Origin of the sequence: Hymenobacter perfusus (assembly GCF_003944765.1) — a bacterium.
In the GTDB taxonomy this organism is placed as follows: Bacteria; Bacteroidota; Bacteroidia; order Cytophagales; family Hymenobacteraceae; genus Hymenobacter; species Hymenobacter perfusus.
Window position 1 is genome coordinate 1,329,813 of the sequence record NZ_RWIU01000001.1, and the last position, 21,468, is coordinate 1,351,280.

At 60.7% G+C, this 21,468-nt stretch carries 19 protein-coding genes; 7 read left to right on the forward strand and 12 right to left on the reverse strand.

The window, feature by feature from the left end:
• Window positions 1-200: 200 nt before the first annotated feature.
• The 3 genes from EI293_RS05655 to EI293_RS05665 form a co-directional block, all read right to left on the reverse strand.
• Window positions 201-1,430: an FtsX-like permease family protein gene (locus EI293_RS05655; RefSeq protein WP_125436141.1), complete on the reverse strand. Its 1,230-nt coding sequence runs from the start codon at window positions 1,428-1,430 to the stop codon at window positions 201-203.
• A gap of 95 nt (window positions 1,431-1,525) precedes the next feature.
• Window positions 1,526-2,335: a class I SAM-dependent methyltransferase gene (locus EI293_RS05660; protein WP_125436142.1), complete on the reverse strand. Its 810-nt coding sequence runs from the start codon at window positions 2,333-2,335 to the stop codon at window positions 1,526-1,528.
• Between the two features lie 95 nt (window positions 2,336-2,430).
• The gene (locus tag EI293_RS05665; protein ID WP_125436143.1) at window positions 2,431-2,877 is read right to left on the reverse strand and encodes a ribosome-binding factor A; all 447 of its coding nucleotides are present in this window, start codon (window positions 2,875-2,877) and stop codon (window positions 2,431-2,433) included.
• A gap of 173 nt (window positions 2,878-3,050) precedes the next feature.
• Between EI293_RS05665 and EI293_RS05670 the strand changes: the two genes are divergently transcribed.
• Window positions 3,051-4,478 carry a hypothetical protein gene (locus tag EI293_RS05670; protein ID WP_125436144.1) on the forward strand — a complete coding sequence of 476 codons (1,428 nt, stop codon included), beginning with the start codon at window positions 3,051-3,053 and terminating at the stop codon, window positions 4,476-4,478.
• Window positions 4,479-4,549: 71 nt separating this feature from the next.
• Here EI293_RS05670 and EI293_RS05675 read toward each other — a convergent pair whose 3' ends face one another.
• From EI293_RS05675 to EI293_RS05705, 7 genes are all read right to left on the reverse strand, one after another.
• Entirely contained in the window at window positions 4,550-4,792 is a 243-nt protein-coding gene (locus EI293_RS05675) for a DUF6952 family protein (protein ID WP_125436145.1), read from the reverse strand.
• Window positions 4,793-4,804: 12 nt separating this feature from the next.
• Complete coding sequence (locus tag EI293_RS05680) at window positions 4,805-5,116, reverse strand: thioredoxin family protein (protein WP_125436146.1); 312 nt, start codon at window positions 5,114-5,116, stop codon at window positions 4,805-4,807.
• A gap of 134 nt (window positions 5,117-5,250) precedes the next feature.
• Window positions 5,251-6,762: a T9SS type A sorting domain-containing protein gene (locus EI293_RS05685; RefSeq protein WP_125436147.1), complete on the reverse strand. Its 1,512-nt coding sequence runs from the start codon at window positions 6,760-6,762 to the stop codon at window positions 5,251-5,253.
• Between the two features lie 18 nt (window positions 6,763-6,780).
• The gene (locus tag EI293_RS05690; RefSeq protein WP_317127201.1) at window positions 6,781-7,455 is read right to left on the reverse strand and encodes a phage tail protein; all 675 of its coding nucleotides are present in this window, start codon (window positions 7,453-7,455) and stop codon (window positions 6,781-6,783) included.
• Window positions 7,456-7,457: 2 nt separating this feature from the next.
• Window positions 7,458-8,147, reverse strand: coding sequence for a phage tail protein (locus EI293_RS05695; protein ID WP_317127202.1), 690 nt, complete (start codon window positions 8,145-8,147; stop codon window positions 7,458-7,460).
• 13 nt (window positions 8,148-8,160) lie between these two features.
• Entirely contained in the window at window positions 8,161-8,814 is a 654-nt protein-coding gene (locus EI293_RS05700) for a phage tail protein (protein WP_246010538.1), read from the reverse strand.
• Window positions 8,815-8,858: 44 nt separating this feature from the next.
• Window positions 8,859-9,806, reverse strand: a complete 948-nt coding sequence (locus tag EI293_RS05705; RefSeq protein WP_125436148.1) for a hypothetical protein — start codon at window positions 9,804-9,806, stop codon at window positions 8,859-8,861.
• A 275-nt stretch (window positions 9,807-10,081) separates the two neighbouring features.
• Here EI293_RS05705 and EI293_RS05710 point away from each other — a divergent pair, with 275 nt between their 5' ends.
• Window positions 10,082-10,678, forward strand: coding sequence for an arylesterase (locus EI293_RS05710; RefSeq protein ID WP_125436149.1), 597 nt, complete (start codon window positions 10,082-10,084; stop codon window positions 10,676-10,678).
• A 66-nt stretch (window positions 10,679-10,744) separates the two neighbouring features.
• Here the strand turns inward: EI293_RS05710 and glgP are convergent, their stop codons facing one another.
• The gene (glgP, locus tag EI293_RS05715; protein WP_125436150.1) at window positions 10,745-12,397 is read right to left on the reverse strand and encodes an alpha-glucan family phosphorylase; all 1,653 of its coding nucleotides are present in this window, start codon (window positions 12,395-12,397) and stop codon (window positions 10,745-10,747) included.
• A 374-nt stretch (window positions 12,398-12,771) separates the two neighbouring features.
• On the opposite strand from glgP, the gene EI293_RS05720 reads away from it, so the two are divergent.
• The 5 genes from EI293_RS05720 (at window position 12,772) to EI293_RS05740 (ending at window position 20,750) form a co-directional block, all read left to right on the forward strand.
• Window positions 12,772-14,226, forward strand: a complete 1,455-nt coding sequence (locus EI293_RS05720) for a hydrolase (RefSeq protein ID WP_125436151.1) — start codon at window positions 12,772-12,774, stop codon at window positions 14,224-14,226.
• Window positions 14,227-14,490: 264 nt separating this feature from the next.
• Window positions 14,491-16,401 (forward strand): glycoside hydrolase family 13 protein, encoded by a 1,911-nt coding sequence (locus EI293_RS05725; protein WP_125436152.1) that lies wholly within the window; start codon window positions 14,491-14,493, stop codon window positions 16,399-16,401.
• An 89-nt stretch (window positions 16,402-16,490) separates the two neighbouring features.
• A complete protein-coding gene (locus EI293_RS05730; protein WP_125436153.1) occupies window positions 16,491-17,198 on the forward strand; it encodes an SDR family oxidoreductase in 708 nt (235 codons plus the stop codon).
• A 186-nt stretch (window positions 17,199-17,384) separates the two neighbouring features.
• Window positions 17,385-19,232 (forward strand): alpha-amylase family glycosyl hydrolase, encoded by a 1,848-nt coding sequence (locus EI293_RS05735; RefSeq protein ID WP_125436154.1) that lies wholly within the window; start codon window positions 17,385-17,387, stop codon window positions 19,230-19,232.
• A gap of 105 nt (window positions 19,233-19,337) precedes the next feature.
• Window positions 19,338-20,750 (forward strand): MFS transporter, encoded by a 1,413-nt coding sequence (locus EI293_RS05740; RefSeq protein ID WP_246010539.1) that lies wholly within the window; start codon window positions 19,338-19,340, stop codon window positions 20,748-20,750.
• An 88-nt stretch (window positions 20,751-20,838) separates the two neighbouring features.
• On the opposite strand, the gene EI293_RS05745 is transcribed toward EI293_RS05740, so the two are convergent.
• Window positions 20,839-21,246, reverse strand: coding sequence for a hypothetical protein (locus tag EI293_RS05745; RefSeq protein ID WP_125436155.1), 408 nt, complete (start codon window positions 21,244-21,246; stop codon window positions 20,839-20,841).
• Window positions 21,247-21,468: the final 222 nt, after the last annotated feature.

Consider the following 21,468-nt stretch of genomic DNA (forward strand, 5'->3'; position numbering starts at 1 on the left):
GCAGTCTACGAAGGTAACGGAGTTATCTTTTCATAGTTATAGTTTCTGGCAAAGAAACAACCGCCCACCCAGCTTACAGAAGCTGAGCGGGCGGTTGCCGTTTCAATTCGGGACGAAATAGTAGTGCCTGTTCAGTTCGGAGGGCCGAAATTCCCACCCCGGGACCAACTACTCAGCACATTATATAGTTGAATCCAGTTCTACAGATTTTCGCGCAGGTCAAGGTTAGCTGCATTCAGAGCCGGCCGGATAGACACGGATATCGTGATGAAAATGATGGCAATACCGGTCAGCACTACATCGGAGAGCTGCATTTTTACGGGGTAGGAGTCCACCACACTGGTCGCCATACCCATGCTCACGATATGAAAGGTTTGCTGCAGCCAGCAGATACCCACCCCCAGCACCAGCCCGGTAATGGCGCCCACCTGCGCCACAATGGCTCCTTCGAGCAGAAATATGTTGCGGATAGTGCGCGTGCTGGCTCCCATAGCCATTAGCACGGCCATGTCCTTGCGCTTGTCGATGACCAGCATTGAGAGGGAGAAGAAGATGTTGATGCTGGCAATCAGCAGGATAAAGGCAAACGTGATGAACACGAACATCTTCTCCACCTTAATGGCCTTCAGCAGGGAAACGTGCTGCTCATCGGAATCCAGCACCTTAAAGCCGGGGCCGAGCTGCTTTTTGAGCGCCTCTTTCACGTCGGCAATGTCCCGGCCGGGCGTAGCTTTCACCTCCAGGGCCGTCCGGCGGTTCCCGTACCGCAGCAAATCCTGGGCAAACTGCAGGGGCACGAAAACGTAGCTGTCGTCAATGTGCTGCTCAATCAGGAAAACGCCACCGGCCAGAATATTCTGTTCGTTGAACGCCGTTTCGGGGTTCATGGAGAGGGTTTTCTTACCCGTGTTGCGCGGATACAGCAGGTGCATGGGCGCAAACCGATTGTCGAGTGTGATGCTGAGCTCGTGCTGTACGCCGGCGCCCACCAGCGCGTAGTCCAGCCCGTCGCGGTGCAGCTGGTGGCTGCCGTCCACAATGGCAGAATCGATGTTGCTTTGGTGGTAGTAGTTGCTGGAGACACCCTTCATCTTCACCACCATCTGCCGGTCGCGGTACTGCAGCAGGGCGTTGTCTTCGATTACTTCCGTGACCAGGCCCACGCCCGGCGTACGGCGAATATGGACCAGCATGGGAGCCTGCAGCTCAAACGCTTTGCCCTTCACCGCCGAAATAACCAGGTCGGGGTCGGATTTGCCGTAGAGGCTGCGCACCAGATCTTCCAGCCCGTTGAATACCGACAGCACAATAATCAGCGCCATCGTTCCCACGGCCACGCCTACCATGGAAATGTTGGAGATGATGCTGATGATGTTGCGCTTCTTCTTCGAGAGAAAATAACGCCGGGCAATGAGCAAAGGTACGTTCACGTGCGGGGCGCGGAGGCGGAGCTAGATGGAAGGCGAAGTGGAGAAAATAGGAGCGGAATAATCAGGAGCAAGATACGCGCCCCAACTGAAAAGGTCTATTTCCAGGCTTTCACAATGAGCCCCGTACCCGACTGGTGCTCCGTGTTGGCATCAAACCAGTTCAGAATGAGGCACAACGGGAATGTGAGCAGATAATAGAAGGGCAGTAGCAGGAAAAACAGCTTCGATTTACCCAGCATCAGAATCGGGTATTTCATGCTCAGACGCCACGAAACCTGCCCCGGCTCGCCGTAGCTGTACTGGGCCTCAATTCGTTCGAAACCAGCCGTACGCAGCTTCTGTTGAATCTCGTGAATGTTGTAGCCGTCGCGCACATGCTCCTCAATGAAGCTGGTTTCGCCGTCGGAATGCACATCGGAGCCGCCTTGGTCGGAGGGGGTAGAAATAAGCAGCATGCCACCGTCCTTGAGGGAAGCGTGAATGTTGCGGAATACTTCCACGTCTTCCAAAATGTGCTCCATCACGTCCACGGACAGGGCCAGATCAAAGGAATTGGGCTGCTGATACAGCACCAGATCCTGCACGGCAAACTGGGCGTTGGTACGCCCGATTTCGCGGAAGAAGCGGTTGGAATCGGCTACCTGATCATCCTTCACGTCCACGGCCAGAATCTGCCACTTGCGGCTCAGGCCCGACAGCCAGTAGGTGTACTGACCGTAGCCGGAACCGGCGTCGAGGATGTTCAGCGGCTCATTGGTGCGGCCTCTGGACCACTGGCGCAGTTCCCGATGGACGTGCCAGGTACGCAGCAGCAGCAAATCGAGCAGGTGGTAGAAGAGGCGACGCAGCAGCGGCGTGCGGTTGAATACTTCGCCGAGCGACTTCTTAATCGGATCGTAGTACAAGGAGGAGAGATGGTGAGTTGGTGAAATGGTGAGTTGGCTATGCTAAATGGCGAAACAGGCAGCGCAAAAACTCACCATTTCACCATTTCACCACCTCACAGCTCGTCTTCGTCGGCGAAGAGTTTGGGGCGTTTGGGGGCGCTGCCGGTTTCATCCGCAGCATCCGACGGGCCTTCGGTGGGGGCGGGCGGAATGTGCAGGTCGCCGAACACCTGGTCCATGTGAGCGGCGTAGGAGGCCGAGTCATCGAGGAAGAACACCAGATCGGGCACGATGCGCAGCTGCTTGCCCACGCGCCGGGCCAGGGCCTGCCGGATAATTTTGGCGCTATCCTGCACCAAGGCTTCGGTGGCGGTATTATCGGTTTTGCCCAGGGTGAGCAGGCTCAGGTACACGCGGGCCACGCCCAGGTCGGGCGAAACGCGCACGAGGCTGATGCCGGGTGGCAGACCCGGGAACAGGTGCGGCAGGTCGCGCTGAAATACGGCGGCCAGCTCCTGCTGGAGCAGGCTGGCTACTTTTTGCTGTCGTTTACTTTCCATATGAATCCGCAAAGATAGGGAGTTAAAGAGTTGGGTAGTTGAGATAAATACACCATTCGGGCGGTGGGCCCGGGGAGGGCTATATTTGTAGCGGAACGAGTGGGGCCACGGTAACCAGCTGTCGGCTGCTACCGCCACTGCTTCCGCTCAAAACGCGTCAACTGCCTGACTTCTTGCTGCAATTCTTTAAAAGCTCCCTGCCCACCCGCCTGTTCGTGCTGCTGCTGCTGCTACTGGCCCTGCGGGTGCCGCTGTTGTGGTGGGGTATTCCGCTGATGCCCGTGGAGTTGCGCGGCCTGCTCATTGGGGAGCGGCTGCACGCCGGCGCCCTGCTGTACCGCGACGTGTACGACAGCACCGCGCCGCTGGCGGCGGCTTTAGCAGGGCTGCTGGAACTGGTAGGCAACCGGCCGCTGTGGCTTTACCGGGTGCTGGCCCTGGCCCTGCTCACGTTTCAGGCGCTGCGGTTCAACTTCGTACTCAACCGGGCCGATGTACATCCGGAGCGGGGCTACGTGGCGGCGCTGGTGTACCTGCTGCTCGGCTCCATCACCACCGACCTGGACATTCTCTCGCCGCTGCTGCTGGGCCACACGTTTCTGATTGCCGGCATGAGCGCACTACTGCCCACCTCGCGGGAGGGGTACGACAACCGCCGGCTGTTCCGGGCCGGCTTCCTGACTGGGGTGGCGGCCCTGTGCTACCTGCCGCTGGCCTTGTTTCTGCTGCTAGGCCTATTTGCCGTTATCATCTTCGCGGCCAACTCGTTCCGAAGCTTTTTGCTGCTGGTGTGCGGCTTCCTGTTTCCGTACGCGGTAGTAGCCACCTTTTTCCTGTATACCGACTCCTTGCCGGGCTTCGCACAGTTTCATTTGCGGCCCACGCTGAGCGGGCTGGTAGCCGGGGCCGATGGGCTTCCGCTGTGGCTGCAGCTGCGGCTGCTGGTGCTGCCAGGGCTGGTACTGGTACTGGGTTTGGGGCGCAGCTTCGCTATTCCGCCGGGGCTGGTGTTTCAGGTGAAGTTTCAGCAACTGATGCTGGTGTGGCTGCTGGTAGCCGGGGCTATGGCGGCGGCCAGTGGTGGCACGGCACCGGGCATGCTGGTACTGGCCTTGCCGCCACTCACGTATTTCAGTTTGTATCTGTGGCAGAAAAGCCGGCGGGCCTGGGTACCGGAAATGCTGTTGCTGGCGGTGGTGGGAGCCGTACTAGTGGTGCGTTACCGCTCGGCATTGTTTCTAGAGAACGTTCTGCAGCTTCCTTTGGAGAGCCGCTACGCCGTGCAGCCCACGGCCCGCTACCGTTTTCTGCAGGGGCAGCAGCTGTTGGTACTGGGTCCCGATATGCGCCCGTACCTGCAGAACCGTTTAGCCACGCCCTACCTCGACTGGCAGCTGGCGCAGGCCGATTTCGGTCATCTGAATGAATACGACGCCATTTTCCGGGTAGCCCGCAACTTCCGCACGGCCCCGCCCCGCTACCTCATCGACCAACGGGGCATCGTGCCGGATTTGCAATACAAGATACCCGCCATTTTTGGCCGGTACGAAGCTACCAGCACGCCCGGCGTATACCGGCTTAAAGGTGAAATGGTGAGATAGTGAAATGGTGAGTTTGATGTTTCGGCAGCGCCTATTGCGCAGTTTAAACATCAAACTCACCATTTCACCGCCTAGCTGATGCTCACGCGGACTTTGGCGGTGTACTCGCGGAGGGCAGTTTTGAAGTCGGAGCCGTTGTCCTGCATGTGGTTGAGGATGAAGATGGCCGCAAACACATGGGTCAACTGTTCGCCTTCGTCCTCGCCTTCTACCTCAAAAGCGGGGGTTTGCTCCTCCAAAATGGCCTGCTCGGCGGCCACCAGGCTTTCCAGCGACTGGCTTTCCACCAGCCGCTTGATTACGGGCATTTTCATGACGGAGCGGGCTTAGTTCAGGCGCGAAATTAGGCTGGCTACGGCCTCTTCCTTGCTGGCAGCCACGGTATCTACCAGCTCGCCGTTGCGGAACACCGCGAAGAAGGGCAGGTTGGTGACGCTGGCCAGTTTGCGGGCCTCAGGGCTGGTTTCGGCGTTTACGTCCAAGAAGGCCATGCCTTCGTTCTGCTCGGCCAGGCGCTTAAACTTGGGCGAGAACAGGCGGCAGTTGCCGCACCAATCGGCGTAGTATTTCACCACTACTTTCTCGTTCTCCTGAAGTAGCTGCTGGAAATCGGCGTCGGTGGCTTTCGTAACGGACATTCGGGGGGTATTTGGTGAAAAAAATCAGGCTCAACAGAGGAGAATCATTCTCATCTGGCAGCAAAGGTAAAGGCCAAACCTTGGAAAAAAGTTTATTCTTTCCCGGGTTTGGCCTTTACTACCTGAACTCGCGCTTACTGCCGCACTATCCGCGTGCGAACTATCTGCCCATCTATCATCCCTGAGAGGATGTATACACCCGCCGGCTGCGTTTCGGTGAAGGTGGCGGGCAGCTGGTTTTCCCCAGCCTGCAGCGGCACCGATACCTGGCTTACCTGGCGGCCAACGGCATCATGCATGGTCAGCTGCACCGTTTGGGCCCGGGCGGCCGTGAGCAGCAGGGTGTAGGTATCGGGCGTGGGGTTGGGCCAGGCGGCAATGGAGGCGGGCTGCAGCGCGAAGGTCACCGTTTGCACTGCCGAGTAGGTGGCAGTGCCATCAGTATCAAGCTGGCTCAAGCGGTAGTACTGCAGCGTACCGCGCCGGGCAGCACCGGCATCGGTGTAGCGGTATTGCTGGGCCGCGGCCGTAGTGCCGTGCCCGGCTACAAAGCCCAGCCGACGAAAATTGATACCATCCAGGCTCACTTCTACCTCAAACCCCTTGTTATTCAACTCCTGGGCCGTATTCCAGCTGAGCAGGGCGTTCCGGGCCTGGGCCTGCGCCGTGAAGCTTACCAGCGTTACCGGCAGCGGACGGTTGAGGTCGGAAGAAGCAAAGGTGCCGTAGGTGTTCTGCAGGTCGGAGGTGAGGGTGTTGGCCGTGGGGTTTACGCTGCCCTGCGAAGGCTCCCAGTTGCTACCGTTCCAGCGCTGGAGGCGCAGGCGGCTTTCCGTGATGGTGTTGGGACTGGTATTCCACTCGCTGTCCTGGTAGCCCAGCGTGAGCGTAGAGGTGGGCGTGATGGTGTAGTTAGCCGGCGTGATAATCCAGAACCGGTCGAGGGCATAGTTGGCGTCGCCCTGCAACGACGATACCCCAGCCGGCAACGGCTGGTTGTTGGCCGGCGTGGGGTAGGTGGTAAATGACAGGTTGCCGCTGCTGCTGCCAGCAGCCGTAATGGCCGCCGTCATGGCGAGCGGGGCGGTGCTGGTGCCCATAGGTACCGTGTAGGTGCCCGTATTGGAGCCGATTACCCACACCAGCCGACCGTAGCCGGCCGCCGGGGTAGTTTCGGCTACCAGCCGGCCCGTCGTCTGGCTCAGGGCCGAAGCCGCGCCGTTGTTGAGCGTAATCGTGCGGGAATTAAGCTGCACCTGCGTGGCCCCCAGCGTCAGCACGCCGCCCGTAGTGCCCACCGAAACATCAGTGGCCAGCTGCACCGGGCCGGTGGCACCGCTTACATCTAAGGAGTGAAACGTGGTGGGCGTGGCGCCACCAATCTGCTGAGCAGTGGTGCCCGTGAGCCGCACGGTGCCCGTGGCGGGCGTGAGCACGCCGCCAGTGGTAGCGTTGGTCCAGTTGCCAGTGAGGCTGAGGGTGCCCGCATTATCAATGGTCCCCCCGCTGCTCACGGTCACGTCGCCCACCACCGACACCTGCGCGCCCGACTGAATGGATAGTATGGCACCCTGGTTGGATAAGCCCTGGCCCACGACTGGCGCGGCAGCCACCAGGGCCCCACAGATAAGTAAAGAGTGCTTCATAGGAAGAAAGAAAGCAGGCTACCCGCGTGGCGGAAAAATGCCCTGCAGGGCAATGCAGTAGGTGAGCGTCAGATAGGGTTGCAGGTTGTTGTGCGGGAGAGCCCCGCCAATTGCCCCGCTGGCCATGTACCCGGTGCCGGTAGCCTCGTACTGCGCCCGGCCCGAGCCATTGCTGGCCAGATAGGCATTATCGGGGGAGCTTAGCGTACCCAGTTCGGTACTGTAGGTCAGGTCCAGCAGATGGCTGTGTGCGGGCAGCTCACTTTCCAGCACCGTAACCGTGGCGCTGCCGCCGGTCTGGCCCAGGTCGTAGAGGCTCAAGCCCTGGCCCTGGCCCGCGCCTACCGCCACGCAGCCGTTCAGGTTGGGCAAGGCAAACGTAGATTTGCCATCCCCGCCGTACATAGTGCCCAGCAGCGAGAAAAGGGCCGTGTTTTGGGAAATGGGCAGCAGTTGACCGTCGCAACGGGCGTAGCCCCGGGGCACAAAATTGAACGGTACCGTAATTATTTCCGCCACAAATACGCCGTCGCCGCCCGAGAGGGTACCGGCGGCGGCGGGGGTGGCGCGGCCCAGCAGCGCCTGCAACGGCCCGGCCAGGAAACTGCCGGCCACCAAGCCCGACAAACGCTTGAGCAGGCTCCGGCGGGCCGGCTGGGCCGGGCCGACAGGGGTAGTAGAACGTAGTGGCACGGCTAGGTCTGGGAAGGAAAAATGCCTTGCAGGCAGATGATGTAGTTGAGGCAGATGTACGGCTGGCGGTTTTCGTGGGCCTGGCTGCCCCCAATGGCGCCGGACACGTTAACGGGCGGGTTTACCGCCGTTGAGCTGGCCAGTTGCGTGTTGATATCGCCACCGTACTGGGGCACGCCGCCCCCGCTGTTAGCCAGGTAGTTATGCACCGTGGGGCTGGCGGTACCCGAGAGGCTGGTAGTACCCGTGGCGGTACTGGCTTTGAGGCCGTGCACGTGCTGCGGAATCTCGCTGGCCAGTAGCCGATGCGCCTCCTCCCCACCGCGCTGGCCCAGCGAAAAGTTGGCCCCGTCGCCTACCACTACGCGGCCCCGCAAATCGGGCAGGGCAAAATTCGTTCGTCCATCGCCGCCGTACATGGTGCCCAGCAGCGAGAATAAACCCTGATTCTGGTTGATGGGCAGCAGCTGGCCGTTGCACTGGGCCCAGCCTCTGGGGGCGAAATTGAAGGAAACCAGCATGATTTCCGACAGAAACGACGTATTGCCCATCGTTTCAGCCACGCCCAGCGGGCTGGCGGTGGCAGCCTGGCTTTTACCCAGCAGCAGGCCACCGCCCAGCACCGCGCCCAGCTTTTTAAACCAGCTCCGGCGCGAGGAATCGGCCGCTGGCAAAGTATTGAAAGAAGACATACTGCGAATCGGCTTAGGAAGGGGAAGGAAACGTCCCGTACAGCGAGATGATGTAGTTCACCACCAGGAAGGGCTGCATGTTCTCGTGGGGCTGACTGCCACCCACCACGCCCAGCGGCTGGGTGGGCTGTTTTACCAGGCTGGCCGTTGACTGCGTGTACTGGGCCGAGCCGGAGCCGCTGTCAGCCAGCGCAGTGCCTATTGGGGAGGCCGATGTACCGGGTGACGCGCTGGCGCTCAACGTATGCGTGTGCGACGGAATCTGCTGGGTACTCAGCGTTACCGTTTCTACTCCCGCCGCTTCTGCCAGTTGATAATTACTCAACCCCGGCCCACTACCCATGTGCACCGGCACCCGGCTTTGTAGGTTGGGCAGGGCAAACGTCTCCTGTCCGTCGCCGCCGTAGGTGGTCCCGATCAGCTGGAATAGCGTCTCGTATTCTGAAATAGGCAGCAGCTGGCCGTGGCAGAACATCCAACCATAGGGGGCGAAGTTGCCGGCGAAAATGGCTATTTCGCCCACAAAAGGCTGCGAGCTGTTGGGGCGCATGGATACCAGCTGCCGGGGCTGGGCCGCCGTGCCGGGCCGCAGCCAGCGTTGCAGGCGCTGGCGCAAAGAGCGGCGCCCGGCCGCGGAGCCGGATGCCGAAGAGGAAAAGTCAGCCATGAAACTAGCGGGGCTCGAAAGAGAAATACGGAAAGAGGAGCCGCCTACGACTCCCGGCGCCAGGCCCCGTTGGTGTAGATGTAGCGCGCCGCGTACCGCGACAGGATGTTGCCCGTGCCGCTGCCCGATACCACCGTCAGAAACTCATTGTCGTTGTTGACGATAACGAGGCGCTGGCCTTCCGTGCCCGCACCCAGCGTCACGGCTCCGTTGCCGCCACCGTTATTGGTGTACACGATGTTGGTCACGGCCGGAGCCACCGTCACGGCAGCCGTGGGGGCGGTACTCACCGAGTTGCTTTCGGCCGTGTAGTTGCCCGCGCCTACCGTCGACCAGCCCGTGGCGGTGTACTGGTAGAGGCCGGGCGTGTTATCGGTCTGGATGATGAGCAGGCCGACGGCCGGGCTCCCGATGACGTTGCGCTGCGCCAGTGTCATGCGGGGTGGGAGCAGGCCCTTGCTGGTGCTGCTGACCTCCAGTGCCGCCGTGCTAACCGGGGCCGCCGTGGTGCCCACGGCCAGGCTGCCGCCCACGTTGCCGCTGCCGGTTACCACGCTGTTGCCGGTTACCGTCACCTGGCCCGCGTCGGTGATGCTGATGCCGCCGGTACCGTTGTTGGAAAGGGTATTGCCGGCCAGCTTCACGGCCGTGGTGGCCGTGCCGTTGCCCAGGTTGTCGCCGGCCCCGGCCTTATCGGGCAGCCACAGCCAGTTGGCCGTGCTGGTGGTACTGGCGTTGTAGTAGAAGCCGGGCTGGGTGCCATCGGTCTGGAACACGAGCAGGCCCTGGGCCGGGCTGCTGATGGCCGTGCGCTGGGCACTGGTCAGGCGCGGTACCAGCATACCCTTGGTGGTGCTGCTCACGTCCAGCACAGCCGATGAGTTGGGAGTGGCCACCCCAATTCCGACGCTGCCGGTTTGAGCGCTGGCTGAAAGTGAAGCCGTTGCCAACGCCGCCGCTGCCAACACTTGAAAGCGTAGATTTTTGTTCATACTCGCCGAAAAGGGAACTGCACACATCGGTGCTGAATATTGTGTCAAAGCTAGGAAATATAGGCCATAATATATATGCTGATCCTGAGGATGGTATAAAAATTCAGCTCCACAGTAGCAACTTTCCCGTAGTGAGTAGTCGTACAAGTGAAGTTTTTCTATCCGGTTTTTACTCATTCTGTCTTTTAGATCTTGGCTGGAAAGCTTTGCCAGCCGTTTGCGGCCTGCGTAGACGCTACTTTTCTTCAGCGCAGCCGTCCGCGCTGCTTCCCACTATGCACACCCTCCTCTTCTTCGGCGACTCGCTTACGGCCGGTTATCAGCTCCGCGCCAGTGAGTCTTTTCCGGCCCGTATTCAGGAAAAAATTGACGCGGCCGGCCTCGCCTACAAAGCCCACAACTACGGCGTCAGCGGCGAAACCACTGCCGGGGGTCGGCAGTGCATCAGCTCCGTCCTGGCGCGTTTCGATAAAATAGACGTGTTCGTGCTGGAGCTGGGGGCCAACGACGGCCTGCGCGGCATTCCCGTCCGCGAAACCACCCAGAACCTGCAGTTCATCCTCGATGCGGTGCGCCGCGCCCATCCCGAGGCCCGGGTGGTACTGGTAGGCCTGGAGTTTCCCTTTGATTTGGGGCCACTGGCCACGCTGGGCGGCGGTCGGCTTGGGCACTACGCCCAGGAGTTCAACGCGCTGTTCCGGCAGCTGGCAGAGAAGAATCAGGTCGATTTTGTGCCATTCCTGCTGCACGGCGTGATGGGCCAGCGCCACCTCAACCTCCCCGACGGGGTACACCCCAACGCCGAGGGCCAGAAAATTCTGGCCCAGAACGTGTGGCAGATACTCCGTGGGGTATTGGGCGTTACAGACTAACGCAAAAACCCGCCGGCTCAGGGGCAGATCCTGAACCGGCGGGTTTTCTAAGCAGCGTGCGTGCCTTTACTTGGCGTCGTACATGCGCTGGTAGTACTCGGTGGCCATGCGGTGCGACTCGAACTCGGGCTCTACCTCGCGCATGCCGGTTTTCACCAGCTCCAGGAACTTCTCGGGCTGGCCGTAGTACAGGGGCACGATTTCGTTTTCGAGCACGTCGAGCACGTTGGTGGCTTCCAGGTTATCCTTCACCTCATCGGGCTGGTTGATGTCGGTGTGCGCGATGATGAAGCCGTTTTCGCCGTGGCGCACGAACTCCGGAATCCAGCCATCGGCAATGCTCAGCGAGGCCGAGGCGTTCATGGCGGCCGTCATGCCCGAGGTGCCCGAGGCTTCACGCGGGTAGCGGGGCGTGTTCAGCCAGATATCGGAACCCTTCTTGAGAGCAGCCGAGAGGCCCAGCTCATAGCCCGTGAGTACGGCGCAGTTGGCGAGGTTCTTCGTCTTCTCAATGATGCTGTTGAACAGACCCACCGCCCCGAAATCCTTCGGATACGGCTTACCGGCCCAGATAACCTGCACCGGCCGGTCGGCGTTGTTCACGATGTCGAGGAACCGCTCGAAGTGGCGCAGAATCAAATCGGCGCGCTTGTAGCCGGCAAAGCGGCGGGCCCACACCACGGTCAGTACGTCCGGGTCGAGCAAAGTACCGGTCTGGTCGGCCACGAGGTCGAACAGCTGCTTTTTCAGCTCCCGCTTGCGGGCCTTCAGAGCCTTGTCATCGTTGGCTACCAGGGCTTCGTGCAAAGGCTGGTCGCGCCAGTAGGTGCCGTTCTGGGAGTTGGTAATGGCAATGATGGGGCAGATGCCCGCGTTGGTGCCCCACATGTCATTGGCCACTTCGCCGTGCACCTTGCTCACGCCGTTCGAGATGCGCGAGAAGCGCAGGGCGGTGAGCGTGTAGTTCAGGCGCTCATTTTCCACCAGGCCCAGGTTGCGCACTTCCTCCAGCGGCACGTTGCCGAAGAACGACATATCGTGCAGCAGCTTGATGGGGTGCTCCTCGTTGCCGGCCAGCTCGGGCGTGTGGGTGGTGAACACCAGGCGCTTCTTCACCTCGTCGAGGTTACGGCCGTGCTTGTCGTAGAGGTAGAAGGCCAGGGGCAGACCGTGGCCCTCGTTGAGGTGGTACACCTCCGTGTGGCGGCCCAGCACATCGAGCAGCTTACCGCCACCCACGCCCAGCAGAATGCTCTGGGCCACGCGGGCGGCCGTGTCGGCGTCGTACAGGTGGTGGGAGATGGTGCGCGAGAGGTAGTCGTTTTCGGGAATGTCCGTCGTGAGGAAGAACATCGGGGCCGTACCGAACGTGTCGGGGGCCAGGTACAGGGCCTTCACCAGCACCTGCGCGTTGTGAATGGTGATGGGGAACACCAGGCCGGTATCCTGCAAAAAGCTGTAGTGCTTCAGGCGGAAATCGGCGCGCATGCTCTGGTCCTCGTTGCGGCCCTGGTCGTAGTAGCCGAACGACCACAGAATGCTGATGCCTACTAGGTTCTGCTTGAGCTCATACACGGAACGCATGTGCGAGCCGGCCAGAAAGCCGAGGCCGCCGGAGTAGGTTTTGAGGGCCTGATCCAGGGCAAATTCCATGGAGAAATATGCGGCCGGCGTGCTGAACTCCGGGGCGGGGGTGTAGGGGTTAAACTCGAATGCCATACAAGCAGAAAATGTGCGGTGAGTGTAAGCTTACCGGCAGTGCGAAAAGCCGCACCGCGCCGGTTGAAAGCCCAAAAAAAGCGGAAAAGAACGGACCAAGCGGATTGCATTCAGATAAGAATGCCAAAATGTTAACGAGCCACTAGTAAAAGGCAAACAAGCACCATTAAACGGCCCGGTCAGGCTGCCTGAGCCGTTTCCGTCTGGCGACAGTTTCCGGGGCAAAAATCCGGTACCGGGAACGGGGTTAAGCAAGCTAACTGTTTGATAATAATTCTATAATATTCCTTATCCTTTTCGTCACTCAGGGTCCCGATACCTTTGCCGAAAGGGTTTTCAGTCCTTTTTCTCACTCCACAACCATCCTACACCGTATGCGCTACCCCCTGCGCTGGCTCACAGCCTCCCTGCTGAGCCTCACCGTTCTGTCCTGCGCCAAACAGGATAATCTTCCTTCCCCCGTTGCGGCCACCACCGCCACCGGCACTGCCGATGTGAGTAGCGCCGGTTTCCCGGAAGGCTTCGACACCGGCACCAAAACCGCCTACACCACCGGCTCCGTCACGCTTGGCTCGGGCTCCTGGACGCTCAACGACGCTCTGCTGGGCAACACCACCGCCGACCCTAAAACCGGCGCGCAGTCGGTGCGGGTGCGCAATGTGGGCTCGCTTACCATGAACTTCAACGCCACCACCGGCGCGGGCGTGGTTACGGTGCAGCACGCCGTGTACGGCACCGATGGCAGCTCGCAGTGGGAGCTGTGGGTAAGCCAGAACAGCGGCAGCAGCTATGCCAAAGTGGGCAGCACCATTACCAGCAGCAGCGCCACGCTCAGCACGGCCTCGTTCACGGTAAACCTGAGCGGCAACTTGCGCCTGCAGATCCGCAAGACCTCGGGTGGCACCAACCGCGTGAACTTCGATAACGTGACGATGGAGCAGTATGGCTCCGGCGGGGGCACTACGCCGCCGCCCACCGGCACGGGCAAGAAATTCCTGTTCGATGGCTCGCACGGGGAGCTGGCCGGCAATGCCGACTGGGTATTGGACGTGAACAGTGGCGTGGCCTCGCGCTACCCCACGCCAGCCCAGAGCGGCATCACGGCTACTACCTCGGAAACCTTCTGGACGGGCGCGGTTTCGGCCTGGGGCGTGGCGCTGGTGAAGCTGGGCCACACGGTGGAGCAGCTGCCCGCCGGCACGGCCATCAGCTACGGCAACAGCAGCAACTCCCAGGACCTGAGCAACTACAGCGTGTTTGTGGTGGATGAGCCGAACACGGTATTCACGGCCGCCGAGAAAACGGCCATCCTGCAGTTCGTGCAGAACGGCGGCGGCCTGTTCATGATTTCCGACCACACCATCTCGGACCGCAACAACGACGGCTGGGACTCGCCCGAAATCTGGAACGACCTGATGCAGAACAACTCCGTGAAAGCCAACCCCTTCGGCTTCTCGGTGAACATGGACAACATCGTGGAAAACAGCAGCAACGCCCTCACCACCAGCACCAATACCATCATGAACGGCTCGCAGGGCCGGGTGTCGCAGCTGTCCTTCCACAACGGTGCCACCATGACGCTCAGCCCCACCGCCAACAGCACGGTGCAGGGCCTGATCTGGCGCACCTCCGCCACCCAGGGCAACAGCCTGGCCATGGCCGCTAGCAGCACCTTCGGCACCGGCCGCGTGGTGATTATCGGCGACTCCTCGCCGGCAGACGACGGCACCGGCTCGCCCGGCAACACGGTGTATGATGGCTGGAACGAAAACGTGAGCCACGCCCGCCTGCACCTGAACGCCTCTTTGTGGCTGGCGAAGCTGCAATAAGCGGCCCGCTGTAACCCGCGCAATGCACACGGCCCCGCCGTCCGGACCTTCCGGGCGGCGGGGCTTTTGTTTGGGGTTGAAGAAGGGGAAGAACCGGTCATATACAACCGCATTACCCGGTCCGCCGGCCGCATTGCGCAGCTTGAATCAACAGAGCACCAAAAACCCGTCAATACGTCACCATTTCCGGCGGCGGCGGCAGTAGCATGAGCGGGGTCGGGGTGCGTACCTTGGCAGAACCGTTTCTGACTTCCCACCCCGCGTATGAACTCCTTCCGATTTCTACCTCTGCTGGCCGGCTCGCTGCTGGCCGCCGCTACCTCGTCGGTAGCCCTGGCCGCCCCGGCCCTGACCGTTACCGAACTGGCCGCCCCGGCCGCCAAAACCGCCGCCATTCAGCGCATCGACCCGACCTTCTGGTGGGTGGGTATGAAAAACCCGAAGTTGCAGCTGCTGGTCCACGGCCCCGGCATTGCCAGCAGCACCGCTACTCTCAAGAATTATGAGGGCGTGACGCTGGACGGGGTGCAGAAGCTGGAAAGCCCCAACTACCTGCTCATCAACCTCACCATCAGCCCCACGGCCAAGCCCGGCAAGCTGCAGCTGGAGTTCCAGGGCGCGAAGAAAACCACCTTCGCCTACGAGCTGAAGCAGCGCACCACGCCCGGCGACAAGCAGAAAGTGCAGGGCCTCGCGCAGCAGGATTTCATCTACTTCCTGATGCCCGACCGGTTCTCGAACGGCGACCCCAAGAACGATTACCTCAAGGACATGCGTGCCCCCAAAGTGGCCCGCGACTCGATGTACGCCCGCCACGGCGGCGACCTGAAAGGCATCGAGAACCACTTCGACTACTTCAAGAGCCTGGGCGTAACGGCTTTGTGGCTGACGCCGGTGGTGGAAAACGACATGCCCAAGGCCAGCTACCACGGCTACGCCCTCACCGACTACTACAACACCGACCGCCGCTACGGCACGCTGGAAGAGTACAAGCAGTTTGTGGACAAGGCCCACGCCAACGGCCTGAAAGTGGTGCATGATGTGGTGCTCAACCACATGGGCAGCAAAAACTACCTGTTCCTGGATCAGCCCGCCAAAGACTGGTTCAACCAGTGGCCCGGCTTCACGCGCAGTAACTACAACTCCCTGGCCCTCAACGACCCCTACGGCTCCCAGCTGGACGGCAAGCTCTACAACAAAGGCTGGTTCGACACCACCATGCCCGACGTGAACCAGAGCAACCCGCTGGTGGCTACCTACCTGATTCAGAACTTTTTGTGGTGGGTGGAATACACCGGCCTCGACGCTTACCGCATCGATACCTACCCGTATTCCGACCCCAAGTTCCTGATGCAGTGGGGCCAGGCGATGCAAGAGGAGTTCCCGACGCTGTTCAGCTTCGGCGAGGCCTGGGTAGGCAGCACGGCCCAGCAGGCGTTCTTCGCCCGCAACGTGTTCCAGCCCGTCGATGGCTTCAAGTCGAACCTGGAATCGGTGTTCGATTTCCAGTCGCAGGGAGCGGTGCATGATGCCTTGCGCGGCGACCAGCCCAACATGAACCGCATGTACGAAGCCCTGCAGGGCGACTGGATGTACGAGGACGCCACCCGCAACGTCACCTTCCTCGACAACCACGACATGAGCCGCTTCTACTCGGTAATCGGGGAGGATTTCAACAAGTACAAGCTGGGTGTGGCTTGGCTGCTCACTACCCGCGGCATTCCGCAACTCTACTACGGCACCGAGATGCTGATGAAGAACTTCAGCAACCCCGACGGCAAGGTGCGCGAGGACTTCCCCGGCGGCTTCTCCGGCGACAAAACCAACTACTTCACGGCGGCCGGCCGCACGGGCCAGACCGGTGAGGCGTTTAACTACCTCAGCAAGCTCAGCCTCTACCGCCAGGCGCACCCGGTGCTGGCCACCGGCAAGCTCATGCAGTTCATTCCGCAGGATGGCGTGTATGTATATTTCCGGTACAACGACCAGGACGAGGCGGTGATGATCCTGCTCAACGGCAACAAAGACGAGAAAACAGTGGACGGCGCGCGGTTTGCGGAGCGTACTGGCGGCTTTAGCTCCGGGGTGGAAATCAACTCCGGCGCGGCCCTGGCTGACCTCAAGAGCTTTAAGGTTCCCGGGCGCACGGCCTGGGTGGTGGAGCTGAAAAAATAAGATTAGCGACGAGCGGCGGAACCACGGCCGCTCGTCGCTACTTATGTACTACCGCTTGGTACTATCTTCAGCTTCAACCTGATAAAGCCATGACCGACCTCACCAACCAAGTAGCCATTGTAACGGGTGCCAGCCGGGGCATCGGCCGCGCTATTGCCCTGCTGCTGGCCCTGCAGGGTGCCAAAGTGGTAGCCGTAGCCCGCACCGCTGAGGAACTTGAAGAGCTCAACGCCAAAACCCAAGGCTTGGCCATTCCCGCCGACGTAGCCGACGAGGCCGACGCCCGGCATATCGTCACGGAAACGCTCAGCCGCTTCGGCCGCCTCGATATTCTGGTGTGCAACGCGGGCGTGGGCTCCTTCAACCTGCTGGAGCACTTCGAGGCCGCCGAGTGGGACCGGATCTTCGACGTGAACGTGAAGGGTACGTTTCTGCTGTGTAAGGCGGCGGTGCCGCACTTCAAGGCCCAGGGCCGGGGCCACATCGTGGGCATTACCTCCGATGTGAGCAAGCGCACCTTCGAGCACGGCACCGCCTACGGGGCCAGTAAATACGCCCAGGATGCCCTGCTGGCCTCGCTGCGCAAAGAAGTGCGCCCCCACGGCGTGAAGGTGAGCACCATCTACCCCGGTCTGGTGGATACGTACTTCAACGACTCCCGCCCCGGCAGCCCCGACGCCGAGAAAACCCATCTCAAGCCCTCCGATGTGGCCCAGGCAGTGCGCTACGTGCTGGAGGCCCCGGCCCACGTGGTCATCGACGAGCTGATGCTGCACCCGATGACGCAGGAATGGTAAACTGTCATTGCGAGCCGCGCGAAGCAATCCTTCCTTTTCTGAGCGCTTAGCTTAGACCTATTCAGAAGCCAATGGTGCGTGGTCTATCATAGGCTTGTCAAATCCGGAAGCTTTCAGATGTAAAAGGACGGATTGCTTCGCGCGGCTCACAATGACAACCCACCTAAACGCCTATCTTGCTTACCTATGAAATACCTGCTGCTGCCGGCGGCGGCCCTGTCTCTGGGGCTGGCTGCGTTCGGGCTTTCTTCTTTCACCTTGCAACCCTCCGCTTCCGTGGCTGATTCCTTTGCCTCCTCGGACCCCAATACCACCGACGAGCAGCCCCAGGATCATAAGCTGGTGATTTACCAGATGATGACCCGCCTGTTCGGCAACAAAACCGCCGTGAACAAGCCCTACGGTACGCTCCAGGAAAACGGCGTGGGTAAGTTCAACGACATTACCGGTCCGGCCCTGCAGGCCATCAAGAAGCTGGGGGCCAGCCACGTATGGTACACCGGCGTGATTGAGCACGCCACCATGACGGACTACACCAAGCAGGGCATTGCCCTGGATGATGCCGACGTGGTGAAAGGCCGCGCTGGCTCGCCCTACGCCATCAAGGATTACTACGATGTGAACCCCGACCTGGCCGTGGACGTGAAGAACCGCATGGCGGAGTTCGAGGCCCTGGTGAAGCGCACCCACGACAACGACCTGAAAGTCATCATCGACTTCGTACCCAACCACGTGGCCCGCACCTACAAGTCGGATGCCAACCCGGCGGGCGTGGCCGATTTGGGGGAGAAGGACGACAAAACCACGGCTTTCGCGCCCAACAACAACTTCTACTACCTGCCTGGCAAGCCCTTCGTGGTGCCGGCCGGCTACAACCCGCTGGGTGATTTGAAAGGCCCCCGCGAGGACGGCAAGTTCCAGGAAAACCCGGCCAAAGCCACCGGCAACGACGTGTTTTCGGAAGCGCCCAAGGTGGACGACTGGTTTGAAACCATCAAGCTCAACTACGGCGTCGATTACCAGAACGGCCGCAAAAAGCACTTCGAGCAAACGCCCGATACGTGGCTGAAAATGCGCGACATCCTCATCTTCTGGGCCAAGAAGGACGTGGACGGTTTCCGCTGCGACATGGCCGAGATGGTGCCGGTAGAGTTCTGGGCCTGGGTGATTCCGGAGCTGAAAAAGGTGAACCCCAAGCTGGTCTTTATCGGCGAGGCCTACGACGCCAAGACGTACAAGATGTACATCGAGCAGGGCAAGTTCGATTACCTCTACGACAAGGTGGGCCTCTACGACGGCCTGCGCCGCCTCATGCGCGGCGAGGGCAGCACCGAGGACATCACCAAAGTATGGAAGGAGGAAAGCCGCGGCATTGCCAACCACATGTTGCGCTTCCTGGAAAACCACGACGAGCAGCGCATTGCCAGCAAGGACTTCGCCGGTAACCCCCGCGCCGCCATTCCGGCCATGACGGTTTCGGCCACGCTGGCTACCGGCCCCGTAATGCTGTACTTCGGGCAGGATGTGGGCGAACCAGCCCACGGCTCCGAGGGCTTTTCGGGTGAGGACGGCCGCACCACCATCTTCGACTACTGGGGCGTGCCCGAACACCAGAAATGGATGAACGGCGGCAAGTTCGACGGCGGTAAGCTCAGCCCCGAGCAACGCCAGCTCCACGACTTCTACGCCCGCCTGCTCACGCTCACCAGCCAGAGCGACGCCATCCGCCAGGGCAAATTCTACGAGCTGCAGGACGCCAACAACCTCGACGCGCAGTACAACCAGCGCCAGCTTTACACCTACGTGCGCTACACCGGGAAGCAAAAGCTGCTCATCGTAGTCAACTTCAGCCCCGATAAAACTTATAAGCCCACTATCCGGATTCCGCAGAATGTGCTGCAACTGATGGGCCTCAACCCCCAGCAGTTCTACACCTACTCCGAGCTGCTCAGCCAGGCTCCGGCCGTGCAAACCCTCAACCTCACCCTGGCTCCCCAAAGCGCTTACATCTTCGAAATCAACCCCAAGAAGTAGATCTTAGAGGTGAGAACTTAGAGCTTAGCATCTTTTTGGTTTCTAAGCTCTCGGTTCTCACCTCTAAGCTCTAAAACCCTCCCCTAATTCCCACACAGTCACAGAATGGCAACCAGTGTAGCAGCCGCTCCCCCCGGCACCGATAACAAACCCCGCCTCAGCTTCTGGCAGATCTGGAACATGAGCTTTGGCTTTCTGGGTATCCAGTTTGGCTTTGCGTTGCAGAACGCCAACGTGAGCCGAATCTTCGAAACGCTGGGTGGCACCGAAATAGCGCTGTATTGGCTGGCGGCTCCGCTTACCGGTATGCTCGTGCAGCCCATCATCGGGTATATGTCGGACCGCACCTGGAGCCCGAAATGGGGCCGCCGCCGGCCGTTTTTTTTGGTGGGCGCGGTGCTGGCCTCCTTTGCCTTGCTAGTGATGCCCAACGTATCCGCCCTGTGGATGGCTGTGGGCATGCTCTGGATCATGGACTCCAGCATCAACATCAGTATGGAGCCGTTCCGGGCGCTGGTGGGTGATTTACTGCCCTCGGAGCAGCGTACCACGGGCTTTGCCGCCCAGACGTTCTTTATCGGCGTAGGAGCCGTGGTAGCTTCCATGCTGCCCTGGATGTTTACCAACTGGTTTGGCATTGCCAACACGGCCCCCGCTGGTCAGATTCCGCCTTCGGTGAAGTATGCCTTCTATATCGGGGCCTTTGCCTTCTTCACGGCAGTGCTCTGGACGGTACTGACCACCAAAGAGTACCCGCCGGCTGATATGGCCGAGTTTGAAGAAGAGAAGCGCCGCACCGCTGGTTTTTGGAATGGTATCCGCGAGTCGTTCGGCGGTATCTTCCACATGCCCAAGACAATGGCCCAGCTGGCCATTGTGCAGTTCTTCTCCTGGCTGGCGCTGTTCTCGATGTGGATTTACACCACGCCCGCCGTCACCAGTCACATCTACCACACCACCGACACCACTTCCAAGCTCTACAATGAGGGTGCCGACTGGGTGGGCGTGTGCTTTGCCACCTACAACGGGGTTTCGGCCGTGGCAGCTTTGCTGCTGCCCTTTATTGCCCGCGCCACCAGCCGCCGCTTCACGCATCTGCTGTGCCTGGTAGCCGGCGGCCTGGGCCTAATTTCCATCTACTTCATTCAGGACCCCAAAATGCTGCTCGTGTCCATGATTGGGGTGGGCATAGCCTGGGCTTCCATCCTGAGCGTGCCCTACGCCATGCTGGCCGGCGCACTGCCCGCCAACAAAATGGGCTACTACATGGGCGTATTCAACTTCTTCATTGTGATTCCGCAGGTAGTGGCGGGCCTGATTCTGGGCTTCTTCACCAAAACCGTATTCGGGGGCGAAGCCGTGTACACGCTGATTCTGGGTGGCGTTTCCATGATCATCTCGGGCCTGCTGACCCTGCGCGTCCACGACGCCGACGACATCCGTCTGCCCGCTGACGCGACCCTCCAGACCAGCTCGCCCGGCTACGACACCACCGTGGAATCGAACCCGCGCGTGTAACCCGTCAACCACCGACTAACGGACAGCAAAAAGCCCCGCCGCACCTGAGTGCAGCGGGGCTTTTTAGTGTAGCGTAATACTTACGCGCTTAGCCGTGCTGCAGCCACTGCTGGGCCAGCTGCTCCTCGGTGAACACCCGCAGTTGGGTGCTGTTGGTGGGGTCGTGGTCGTACTCGGCCAGGCGGGGGCGCAGGATGTCGGCGTGGTAGGGCGTGGTGAGGTAAGCTAGGCGGCGCGGGATACCCGGCAAAGCCGCCTTCAACTCGACCCGAAACTCCTCTAGCAGCCACTGCAGATCCGTCGGGTCGGCGAGGCCCCGACTGCGCAGATCAATCAGCCAGCGGCCGGCCTGTTCGCGCCGGGCCAGCACTAGGCCGGTGCGGTAGCCTTCGCGGTGCTCGGCGGAGGTAGCAGGCCGGGTCCAGCGCAGAAACACCACCGCCAAATCGGAACGGTAAGAGAGGTGCAGATAATCGGGGAGGTTGGAGTCAGGCATACGGCAGTCGGGCAAAGGTAAGGCGACTTTTCGCGCGGTCCGGCCGAAAGATGCCGCCGCTACATGAATCTCCGGTGAACCTGCCGTGGCCCCGCGCGGCCGAACGCCACCGTACCCGTTAACGGCCGGTTTTCGGGCTTTCGGGGCCGAAACTGCCGAGTTGGTTGGAATCCGGGGGCCGGCCACCCGGCCGTTTGCGCGGCGGGGCGTAACTTCCGCTTC

Excerpts from the sequence above, each read along its gene's own strand:
- EI293_RS05740 (WP_246010539.1), top strand. The coding sequence starts at position 19,338 with ATGGCAACCAGTGTAGCAGCCGCTCCCCCCGGCACCGATAACAAACCC.
- EI293_RS05705 (WP_125436148.1), bottom strand. The coding sequence starts at position 9,806 with ATGAACAAAAATCTACGCTTTCAAGTGTTGGCAGCGGCGGCGTTGGCA.
- EI293_RS05735 (WP_125436154.1), top strand. The coding sequence starts at position 17,385 with ATGAAATACCTGCTGCTGCCGGCGGCGGCCCTGTCTCTGGGGCTGGCT.
- EI293_RS05745 (WP_125436155.1), bottom strand. The coding sequence starts at position 21,246 with ATGCCTGACTCCAACCTCCCCGATTATCTGCACCTCTCTTACCGTTCC.
- EI293_RS05665 (WP_125436143.1), bottom strand. The coding sequence starts at position 2,877 with ATGGAAAGTAAACGACAGCAAAAAGTAGCCAGCCTGCTCCAGCAGGAG.
- EI293_RS05730 (WP_125436153.1), top strand. The coding sequence starts at position 16,491 with ATGACCGACCTCACCAACCAAGTAGCCATTGTAACGGGTGCCAGCCGG.
- EI293_RS05685 (WP_125436147.1), bottom strand. The coding sequence starts at position 6,762 with ATGAAGCACTCTTTACTTATCTGTGGGGCCCTGGTGGCTGCCGCGCCA.
- EI293_RS05725 (WP_125436152.1), top strand. The coding sequence starts at position 14,491 with ATGAACTCCTTCCGATTTCTACCTCTGCTGGCCGGCTCGCTGCTGGCC.
- EI293_RS05675 (WP_125436145.1), bottom strand. The coding sequence starts at position 4,792 with ATGAAAATGCCCGTAATCAAGCGGCTGGTGGAAAGCCAGTCGCTGGAA.
- EI293_RS05700 (WP_246010538.1), bottom strand. The coding sequence starts at position 8,814 with ATGGCTGACTTTTCCTCTTCGGCATCCGGCTCCGCGGCCGGGCGCCGC.
- glgP (WP_125436150.1), bottom strand. The coding sequence starts at position 12,397 with ATGGCATTCGAGTTTAACCCCTACACCCCCGCCCCGGAGTTCAGCACG.
- EI293_RS05695 (WP_317127202.1), bottom strand. The coding sequence starts at position 8,147 with ATGTCTTCTTTCAATACTTTGCCAGCGGCCGATTCCTCGCGCCGGAGC.
- EI293_RS05710 (WP_125436149.1), top strand. The coding sequence starts at position 10,082 with ATGCACACCCTCCTCTTCTTCGGCGACTCGCTTACGGCCGGTTATCAG.
- EI293_RS05680 (WP_125436146.1), bottom strand. The coding sequence starts at position 5,116 with ATGTCCGTTACGAAAGCCACCGACGCCGATTTCCAGCAGCTACTTCAG.
- EI293_RS05720 (WP_125436151.1), top strand. The coding sequence starts at position 12,772 with ATGCGCTACCCCCTGCGCTGGCTCACAGCCTCCCTGCTGAGCCTCACC.